Source organism: Psittacicella melopsittaci, from assembly GCF_003585925.1.
GTDB classification, from domain to species: domain Bacteria; phylum Pseudomonadota; class Gammaproteobacteria; order Enterobacterales; family Psittacicellaceae; genus Psittacicella; species Psittacicella melopsittaci.
Genome location: NZ_NRJH01000002.1, coordinates 1 through 10173 on the forward strand (window position 1 = coordinate 1; position 10173 = coordinate 10173).

The following is a 10173-nucleotide window of genomic DNA, read 5'->3' on the forward strand; positions in this document are numbered from 1 at the left end:
TTATTTCCTTAAGGAAATAAAAAATTAACAAAAAAAATTCGAAGATAAAGATTAAATAATTAGATTAAGATAGATTTTTTAAGGATTAAGATATGAAAAAAACGCTACTTGCAGCTTCTCTCGCTGTAGCGACGCTTTTTACCGCTACTAGTGCTCAGGCTTATACTCTTTACTCTGATGATAATACCTCGTTAAGACTTTATGGTTATACCTATGTTTATCATGAACTAGATAGAGAGGCGGGATATAGTTCCTCAGGAGCAAAAGCACTAACTTCAACGCAAGTATTTTATTTACGTCCTCAAGTTTACTTTTACAAAAAGTTAGATGATAAAGTTAGCCTGTCTACATATGCACGTTTTAATGTTTATACAAATTGGAAGAAAACTTATACACGTAATTTAGACGGTACTTCTAGCCTAGATAGAACTACAAATCGATATAATTATTTTTACAATAACCGTATATGGATTAATGTAAGACATAGTGATTATGGTTCTTTAACTGTAGGAAGAAATTTAAACTTTTTAGCAAATAACTCTTGGGCTGGTGGTTATGCTAGCTTCCTTTCTCCATATGATTTAGCATATTTTACTGGAGCAATTGGGGGATTTGTTTCGGATAAATCCGTATCTTATAGCTCGCCAAAATTTGGTCAGCATTCTTTCTCATTAGCGGTAGATCAACGCAGTAGTAGTCCTGCTACCAGTCTCAACCGTCCAGTAAAAGAATTTGAAGAAACTGTTACAGATAGTACTACAAATTATGGTATCCAAACTACTTTTGCTGCAGGTTATAATTATAACGTTGCTGACGATGGTGGTACTTTATATGTATATGGTTCTTACAACCAAACTAAAAATAGCAATAAAGTAGCTAATGCAAGTACACCATTTAATAAATATGCAGTTGAAGCAGGTTATTATGGCGATGTTGGAGAAAAATACTCTCATGTAGCTTACGTACAATATGCTGACAGTATAAGATCTTATGATAAAACAGCAAAAAATATCGGTGTAGCTGTAGCTTACTCTGGATACTATAGTTTTGGTAAGCCAGCAGCTTATTTTACGGCTGCCTTAACTAAAACTAGTGAAGAAGCGAGTAATGTAAAAACTAAAAATGTTTACGCTGGCGTAGTTTTAGGTACTTCTTATAACTTCTTTACTTACCAATCATTTAGACTGGTAGGTTATTTAGAGTACCAATATCAATATCATAAATACAAAACAGAAGGTGCTAGCTATTCAGGACAAGGTACTAACTCAGGTGTTGCAGCCCTACGTTTCTTTTTCTAAGAAAAGCTAAAGCTAAAGTATTTTGTATTTTCCCTATAACAAATTTTAAGGTTAGAGAAATTTTCTCTAACCTATTTTTTTATTTGTAAAAACTAATTTCTAAAAACGTAGTAAATAAAACCTTAAATAGGCATAATTAACAAAAGTATTAAATTAGTAAGTTTAGTTATATTTGCTGAATCTAAAACAAGTCATAAAAAATCAATTAAGAAAAAAGCATAAAAAATCAGCTCTAATTTAACTTAAATAATTTAGTTTTAGAAATTTATTTTTTATTTTTTATCTGGGTGATAGTACCTATTTATCGTCTTGAGATAGTTGTATAACTATCCGTAAAAGCAAAATTTTAAAATATTTTGCGTTGTTTTTCAGTTATTTAGGGAAAACTAAAGAACTTAGGTCTTTATTTTTTTAATTTCATGCTTTAAGATTAAATAATATCTATTGATATAGTGAGACTAAGATAATTTTTAAGCTTTTTCTTTCATTTAAAAATAATGAGTAAAAGCTTGAAAAAAAACCTAGTTAACGAGATGTAAAGATTAGAAGATTTTGATTATAAGTTTGATTGACAAGGATTAGATATGAAGAAGACGCTTTTAGGGTTATCATTGCTTGCTGCTTCGTTTATGGCCTCTGTGCCAGCAAACGCATACACTTTATACGCAGACAGAACAACATCTTTAAGATTATACGGACCAATCTATTTATACGGACTATTTGATAGAGATACTAACTATAATAGTCAAGGAGTAAATCAGTTAAATAGATCGCAATATTTTCGTATTCGTCCAATCATGTACTTTTATAAAAGACTTGATAATAAAGTTAGTTTAACGGCATATGCTCGTTTTAACTTTTATTACAGATGGGGACAAAAATTTACGAGAACCTTAAATGATGTAGGAGATCGTACCATAGGTTATACAGTTAACGATCGTAAAGATAAAATGTTTTATAACGACCGTTTTTACATCAGAATTAACCACTCAGATTATGGTTCGATAAGCTTAGGGAAGCAATCTAATTTTAACCTCTCGTTCTCAGGAGGTTATGCAACTTTCCTTACACCATATGACTTAGGTAGTTTTAATGCAACTATTGGCGGTCTTTCTTCTGATAAAGCAGTTAGTTATGGTTCTCCAAGATTTGGTAACCACTCTTTTGGTTTAGGGGTAGCTCAAACCAATGCAGGGACACAGACTTTCTATAGCTTTGGTTATAACTACAATATCCCAGATAACAAAGGTACAGTATATGTTTATGGGGCATATAATAAACCTAAATCTAGCTACAAAAAAGGAACTGGAGCTAAAACATCTTTAGAAAGATTTGGTACCGAAGTTGGTTACTATGCTACTATAGGAAACTATAGACATGTTGTATATTTACAATATGCTAATAACTCAAGATCTTTTGATAACACTGCAAAAACCATTGGTTCAGGCATAGGTTATTCAGGTTATTATTCTTTTGGCAAACCTAATGTTTACTTTACAATAGCGGGAGCGAAAAGATCAGTTGAAGCTTCAAATGTTAAAACCAAAACTTTATATGCGGGGGGAACTGTAGGACTTTCTTATAGATTCTTTACCGTTAAATCATTTTCTCTTACAGGTTATTTAGAATACTACTATCAATATACAAAAACTAAAGTTGAAACAAATACCTACTCTTCATCTTTAGGTACCAATAGTGGGGCAGCTGGATTTATCCTTTACTTCTAGCTAAAACATAATAACGAATTACAAATAAAGGTTAGAGCAAAAGCTCTAACCTTTATTTGTTGTGTAAAAAATTACCCTTACCCTTTAGCCTGACAATAGGCTGTAAGAAACTGACTCCAAAGCCAAGGAACATTGCGACTGCGAAGCAGTTTACTAAACTTGGAGCTAGTTTCAAGGTATTTAACCTCAAATTTTACTTGAGTTCCTGGATTATTATTGATAATAATACTTTGCTTAGCAAAGGAGTTTTTTAAAGGAAAAACTATACGTTCAGGAGCTTGTAAAACTAGCTCGTTATGACCTTGAAGACTATAGTCAGAAGCAAAACCTTGTTCGCTAAATAAACTTAAGCGACTAGGTGGGTTAGTTTGTAAAAAGCGTGTGAGCTGAGTATTACTCACTAAAAGTAAATGCCCTTGATGACGGAGAATAACGCCATAATCTTTACTTGCTCTTTGTAAGTGCCAACCAAAATAAGCGGCCTTGGTTTCTGGAGCCTGCATTACTTGCAAGAGCTGTTGATACTGGGCTAAATTAAGTTGTACTTTAGCCTCGAGCCACAACCAAATATTCACTAAAGCCAAGCCGAGGCTAGGTTCTAACTTAGCTTCAAGGTGCTTGTGGTAATCCCAAGCCATGATTTGCTCTTTTAAAAGATGCGGGTAAAGATTTATACTATGCATTAGAGCCAAATAACGACTTTGTGGATAAGGAAGTTGTTGACTAATGCTCTCGAGCAATGGACTAACTGCGAGTTTAAAGCCTGCAAAGTTTTCGAGCAATTGTAAGTTAGCTTGTGCTTGTTTGCCTGTATAACTTTGGTTTAAGTTGTAAACTTGAGCAGTAGCTTCGAGAAGTCCCTGAGTTTTAGCAAAGGTATTTCTTACCGCCACGCGTGTATAACTTTGATCCTGGTTCATCGGATCTTCAACCACAAGTGTACCTATGCTCGCTAAAATTTGTTCAATTTGCTCTAAGCGTAAATTTAATAAAGGACGCGTTTTAGCTATGGTAATACTTTGTTTTTGTCCTGCAAACGGATTAAATTGACTACTTGGTTCATAGGTAAAGTCATTGAGGTTACGCATAATAGGTAACACCTTACCTTCTTGCAGTTCGTGGGCATATAAGTCAACTAAGTCGCGATCAAAACTTAAAGCATAAGGATAGAGGCGCAACATGCTACTAGCAAAGGTCTCGAGTAAATCTTGCAGTTGATGGGCAACAAAAAGTACGCCTCGATGTAAATGCGTTGCGTTTTCTAAGCGCCAATACTGGATGCCATAACGATAAAAGCGAGCTTGCTGTTCGGTATTATTTATATGTGTTAAGGCTAGTTTGAGGCGTTGACTAAATTCATTTTCATTTTGGTTGGGGGTAATAAACTCCCAAGTGCTTAAAGGATTGAGTTTAAACTCTATTTCTTTAATTCTAGTATAGGAATCAAGGTCATAGAATTTACAAGCTTGACTAAAGCCTCCTTGAGTCAAACGAACATATTGATTATAGGAACTTAGTTCTTGCAGTTGTTCATATAAATTACTACAGTGGTTTAAAAGTTTTTGGGTAAGTTCGCCATATTTTTGTACAAAAATTTGCCAGTTTTGGCTAATTTGCTGAATACCATGATAAACATGAGAAATGCTAATTTTCTCGAGGTGATTTGCCCAGAGATGTTGCCAAATTTGACTCGTTTGATAAAAGTGTTGTGCACTTGCTTTATCTTGCTCAAAGTAGGCAGTTAAATTAGCCAGTTCGCTTAAGCTTGCCAGCTGAGGTTTTTGTTCTTTAAGGAGTAAAGCTAAGGGTTTTACGCCTAAGGAAAAAAGAAATTGACTAAAAAATACACTCCAGTAGAGAACTAAAGAATCTTTACCCCCAGAAATAGCCAGATGTACAGGAAGTTGTTTAGCTTGGGTTTGTAACTCTTCTAGGCTCAGTTCAGGATTTTGGCTATGGAGCTCGAGAGCTAAATAGTATTGTTGCTCAACCACTTGAGCATTACAATTAATAATGCTACTAAGCCAAGCTTGGATGCCAGGCGTAAGCTCGCTACTAAAGCCTTCTAGGTGCAGAGGAGCTAGCTCTTGCTCGAGAGCTTGCTTGCCCCAAAAACTTAAAAGTTTACTTTCAAGTTGGAGTTGTTTTAACCAAGAAGCTGGAGTTAGTTGGCGTTGAGCTAGCAATTGGCAATAGTCTTGTAAAAGCTGAACAAAATCTTCTTGTTGTTGTAAGTCGAGCCAACTTGCATAGGCTCCTAAAGTAAGAGCATGTGCATTAACGAGAATATTTTTTTGCGGTAAAGCAGTAAAAGCTTGCTCGAGAGTTTTTAAGGCTTGCTCGGCTTTTTGATCTAAAGCAAAGTCTTGCCCAAAAGTCTGACTTTGTTGGCTAACGAGGTTGATTAGATGATTAAGCGGTAGGCTCTCGAGCTCGTATGCTTGCGCTGGGGCAAGAAGCTCTGCGAGCTCTTCACTTTGCTGGGCAAAGCTATTACTTGGTTGAAAGTCTGCCTCTTGCCAAGCGTGGGCACTAGCAGGAGGAGCTTGCAGTGAATAATATTTAAATCCCATGGTTTTATCTTTACTCTGTTTGTTTGAATGTATTTTTATTTTACCAAAAATTGAGGTTCACATTTTAGCAAAACAGCCAAGGGGAAAATAAAAGCTAAAAAAATAGCCAAGAGCAGTTTGCTCTTGGCGTAACTTATTTAACGTTTTGGGGCACTTGGTTGTTGTTGCCCACCACCTGGTTGTTGCTGCCCAGCACCAGGTTGCCCCGGACCACCTGCAGGGTTACCTAGATTACATGACCAAAATGGCACGCAGCTTGCGAGCATTAAGGTTGCTGCTAAAGCAGCAAGAATTTTGATTTTCATAAAATATCCTTGTCTCTGGCTTTGCCCAGAGTAAAACTTAAATATAGAGAAATATGCAAAAGGGTCTAGCTAGGTAAAAACTAAGATATAGATTTAGGCAAGTACATTTACCTAGCCAGAAAAGATGTATCAAAAGTATAAGGCTAGATTTAGTAATTTCAAGTTCTATCCCAAAAACTTTGAATTTAGTGTAAAATATATAGCTGTGAATCTTGTAAAAATTTAAAGGAGCAAATTCATGTCAATAGATACGCCAAGATATCTTGCCGAAATTGACCGAGTATGGAATGAAATTTCAGATACTTTAGAAGAGCAAGAAATTGATGTAGACGCTTATGTAATTGGTTCGGTATTTACTATTGAAGCTGCTGATAGAAGCCAAGTAATTATTAACCGTCAAGAACCAAAACACGAATTATGGTTAGCTTCAACCGCTGGAGCTTCACACTTTATCTATGATCCAGAAAAAGACGACTGGATTAATACTGCGGATCAACAAAGTTCATTTTGGTCGCATTTAGATATTGCCTTAAATGCTATAGGTGTACCAAAATTATTTGTAAATAAATATTAATTGACTAGGCAACTGTTAAGTTGCCTTTTCCTTTTTTTCTCATATGACAGATAAGCTCAATTTACAAAATTGGCTTTCAGGGTCAAAAGATTATTGCCCTGAGGGCAATATTTTGCATATCAAAGCAAGCCAAAATCGAGATCCTAGTTTAATTAGTCTCTCCCAACAATTTGATGAAGCATTTTTTACTATTGAGCAGTACCCAGGCTGGGACAATCAAGCTCTCGAAGAAAATGCTGACTATACTTTATATAGCCAACTAAGAAGCCAAGCTTTTCAGTTAATTAAACAAGGTAAAGTAAGTCATAATCATGCTTTAACTCCTTACGAACAGGCTATGAGCCAAGTAATGAGACAAAGCAAAACTCAGAGCCAAGACTTAGCCCCAATTAAAGAGCTTTTACCTGATTTAACTTTAAATGAGCAAGAGCCAAGTTTATATGAGGCACGCAAGCATCCAACTTTAGATTTTACTTTACCTAGTTCGGGATTGATTGCCTCGAGCGTAAATATGGCCGAGTGGATGCAAGAAGGAGATCTTTTTAAACGAGCGAAGCTTTGTTTAAGAAAGTGCTTTGGTTTGCATGAATATCGTGGTTTACAAGAGCAGGTTATTCATTCGCTTTTGAGCCAAAATGATACATTAGCGGTTATGGCAACAGGGCAAGGTAAATCCATTTGTTATCAAGTAACAGGTATGTGTTTACCTGGAGTAACAATTGTAATTAGTCCGTTAATTGCCTTAATGGAAGATCAGGTTGCGCAGTTACGTGCCAATGGTATAGGAGCGGCCGTGCTGAATATGCATACTTCGGCAGGGCAAAAACAAGAGATAATGCAGGCGATACAACAAGGTACTTGCAAGTTTCTCTATATTTCTCCAGAAAAAATTGCTAATCCTTATACCTTACAAGAAATTGCTCGCTTGCCAATTAACCTCATTGCTGTAGATGAGGCACATTGCATTAGTGAATGGGGACATGATTTTCGTCCTGACTATAAACATCTGTATCGTTTACGCCAATTTTTGGGTTACTATGTGCCTATTTTAGCTTGTACGGCAACGGCACGTATTCCAACCCGCATGGATATAGTGGAAAATCTTCACTTACACAATCCAAGAATTTTAGTGGGGAATTTTGATCGCCCAAATATTTCTATTACCGTATCTAAAGTAGAAAACCAATTTGCCGTAAAACGTAAAGTGGCAGCCCTGTGTAAAGAACAAAAAAATCTTCCAGCAATTATTTATTGCTATGCTCGTAGTAGTACCGAAGAAATGAGTGCTTATTTACAAAGCAAGGGTATAAATGCTACCTATTATCATGCGGGTATGCCTCTTGCCGAACGTGAAGCTAATTTCACTCGCTTTATGAATGGGGAAATAGATGTTATTTGTGCTACTATTGCCTTTGGTATGGGGGTGAATAAATCTAACATTCGCATGGTTATTCATACAGATTACCCTAACTCCCTCGAAGCCTATTATCAAGAAATAGGGCGAGCAGGGCGTGATGGAGAAAAAGCGCAAGCAATAATGTTTGATGTGGAAGGGCGACGCGAATGGCGCGTTGAGTTATTAAATCAACAGCAAGGACAAAAGCCTAGTCCAAATGAAGAAGACAATGAAGAAATGCGTCTCAAAAAACTCGAAGAAGTTTTTGATTTTTGTGATACTTCTAATTGTCGTCGTCGCGTTTTATTGTCAGCGTTCAATCAACCTTTAGAGCAAGATTGTTTAAACTGTGATACTTGTTTAAATTCTATGCTTGCCTCAACGCCAGGTAAAATCGAACTCAAAGATGATGCCCATTTAATTATCGGTTTAATTGCTGTAGGCAAGGAACGCTTTAGTGTCGAAACTTTAGTGAATATGCTCATGGGCAAGGCTTCGATAGCCACCGAACTCGAACGAGCTTTAAATCTAAAATTACAACAATGTGCCTCGCAAGAAGAATATGCTCGGACATTGGCAGATTTAGAAAAAGTTAAAGAGTGGGAAAAGCGCATATTAGTAAAAACAGCTGATGCCTATACTTATGGGCACACTTATTGGCATACGGTGATAGATCAATTAATTCAACTAGGCTATTTAGCTTATGATCGTCGCTATAACTTTGTCCAAATTACGCCAATGGGCTTACAGCTCCTTAAGGATAAGGCTAGTCTTAAAGTTGCAAGCATGCCTGAGTTAGTTAAACACAATGTTTATACTTTACGTCTGGTACGTGATTTAGAAACCATACGTATGGAAATTGGTCGAGCTGCAGGTGTGCGCAATGATGCTATTCTTTCGGATCCTGCTATCAATCAAATTAGCCAAATTCTTCCTGTAACTAAAGATGAGTTATTAAAAATCGATGGTATTACCGAGGCTAAAGTAAAAACCTTTGGTAATTTAATTATTAAAGCAGTGTTAAAGCATAATAAACGCTTAAGTCTGCATAATGTAAATGGTTAAAGCGAGCAAGGTGCTCGCTCTTTTTTTTTGCTCTAAACCCCCAGAGCAATGTGTGGGAATTAGCAATTTTTTGCTGATTTTGCTAAAAAATTTAGTTGGAGATAAAAATATTTTCTTGCTGGTAAAACAAAATATTTTTTCTTGGAGATAAGAAAAAAAATTTAGCCTTGGCACTGATAGGGAAAAGCTATTACTGAGCAAGACAAAATTCTTTTTAACCTAAGCAAAATATAGCTCTTAAAGTTCGATTTTTTGGGGCAAGAAATTTTTGCTTGGGCAAAACTTACCATTTGGTAACTTTTGCGAGAAAAAACTCAGATCCAGTTGATGCACTTTTTAAAAGTTACCATATGGTAAGTCAAGAAATTTTTTAGGCAAAATCCTCTGATTTTCTCAGGGAATAGTTTGTTTTATCTTAGCTTTTTTATGTTTAGACGTCTTTTTAACTCTTGCAATTATAAAAAATCCTTGCTAAAGTAGATAGTACAGATTTACTTTTTATGATTAATTTTTGTTATAGAAACAAAAAAAATCGCATTTGAACAAATAAGGAATATAGACATGAGTAAAAAAGTATTAGTAGTAAAAGGTTCTCCACGTAAACAATCAACTGGTGAATTAGCTGTTAAATGGGTAGTTGACACTTTAAAAGAAAAACACCCTGAAGATCAAGTAACAGTAGTAGACTTAGGTACTTACTACTTACCTTTAGACGCAGAACCATATGTTCCAGCAGCTGCTCCACAAGAATATGTGAGCGAAGAAGTTAAAGCTTGGTCAAAACTAGTGCAAGAACATGATGCTGTAGTATTTGTAACTCCTGAATACAACTCTTCTTACCCTGGTGCTTTAAAACACGCTGTAGATTTATTATCTACTGAATGGGCTGGTAAAAAAGCAGTAGTAGTTGGTTACTCTCCATCAGGTGCATTCTTTGTTGTACCAGAATTAACTACTTTATTAACTAAAGTTGGGGCAACTGTAACCGCTAAAGTAGCAGTACAAACATTTGTATTAGGCTACGAAGCTAAAACTGGGGTATCAAAAGACTTTGCTAATGTAGCTAATACAGATGCACAAGGTAACCTAGTATTTGCTTTAGGTACATTACACTAATTTTTTTTCAAGTTGTAATCTTTGTCAAGGTAAATCCTTCTGGCGTGCCAGAAGGATTTATTTTTTACAGGTAAAGCTTAAATGCTAATTAATTAAGCGAATACTTAACCTAAATACTT

The 10173-nt window shown here is 35.7% G+C and carries 7 protein-coding genes; 5 read left to right on the forward strand and 2 right to left on the reverse strand.

Translation table 11 applies throughout. From position 1 onward, the window contains the following. The first annotated feature begins 92 nt into the window (after positions 1-92). Together CJP74_RS00105 and CJP74_RS00110 are read left to right on the forward strand one after the other, a co-directional pair. The gene (locus CJP74_RS00105) at positions 93-1298 is read left to right on the forward strand and encodes a porin (RefSeq protein WP_119496243.1); all 1206 of its coding nucleotides are present in this window, start codon (positions 93-95) and stop codon (positions 1296-1298) included. A 584-nt stretch (positions 1299-1882) separates the two neighbouring features. After that, entirely contained in the window at positions 1883-3025 is a 1143-nt protein-coding gene (locus tag CJP74_RS00110) for a porin family protein (RefSeq protein ID WP_147397027.1), read from the forward strand. 77 nt (positions 3026-3102) lie between these two features. On the opposite strand, the gene CJP74_RS00115 is transcribed toward CJP74_RS00110, so the two are convergent. Further along, positions 3103-5598, reverse strand: a complete 2496-nt coding sequence (locus CJP74_RS00115) for an adenine nucleotide alpha hydrolase family protein (protein WP_119496245.1) — start codon at positions 5596-5598, stop codon at positions 3103-3105. A gap of 137 nt (positions 5599-5735) precedes the next feature. Continuing rightward, a complete protein-coding gene (locus CJP74_RS08010) occupies positions 5736-5903 on the reverse strand; it encodes a hypothetical protein (RefSeq protein ID WP_222986775.1) in 168 nt (55 codons plus the stop codon). A gap of 238 nt (positions 5904-6141) precedes the next feature. On the opposite strand from CJP74_RS08010, the gene cyaY reads away from it, so the two are divergent. The 3 genes from cyaY to CJP74_RS00130 all read left to right on the forward strand — a co-directional run bounded on the left by cyaY (position 6142) and on the right by CJP74_RS00130 (position 10054). Then, positions 6142-6477: an iron donor protein CyaY gene (cyaY, locus tag CJP74_RS00120; protein WP_119496246.1), complete on the forward strand. Its 336-nt coding sequence runs from the start codon at positions 6142-6144 to the stop codon at positions 6475-6477. 112 nt (positions 6478-6589) lie between these two features. Then, positions 6590-8938 (forward strand): RecQ family ATP-dependent DNA helicase, encoded by a 2349-nt coding sequence (locus CJP74_RS00125; protein ID WP_222986777.1) that lies wholly within the window; start codon positions 6590-6592, stop codon positions 8936-8938. A 561-nt stretch (positions 8939-9499) separates the two neighbouring features. Continuing rightward, on the forward strand, positions 9500-10054 hold the full coding sequence (locus tag CJP74_RS00130; protein WP_119496248.1) for an NADPH-dependent FMN reductase: 555 nt from the start codon (positions 9500-9502) through the stop codon (positions 10052-10054). The last annotated feature ends 119 nt before the right edge of the window (positions 10055-10173 follow it).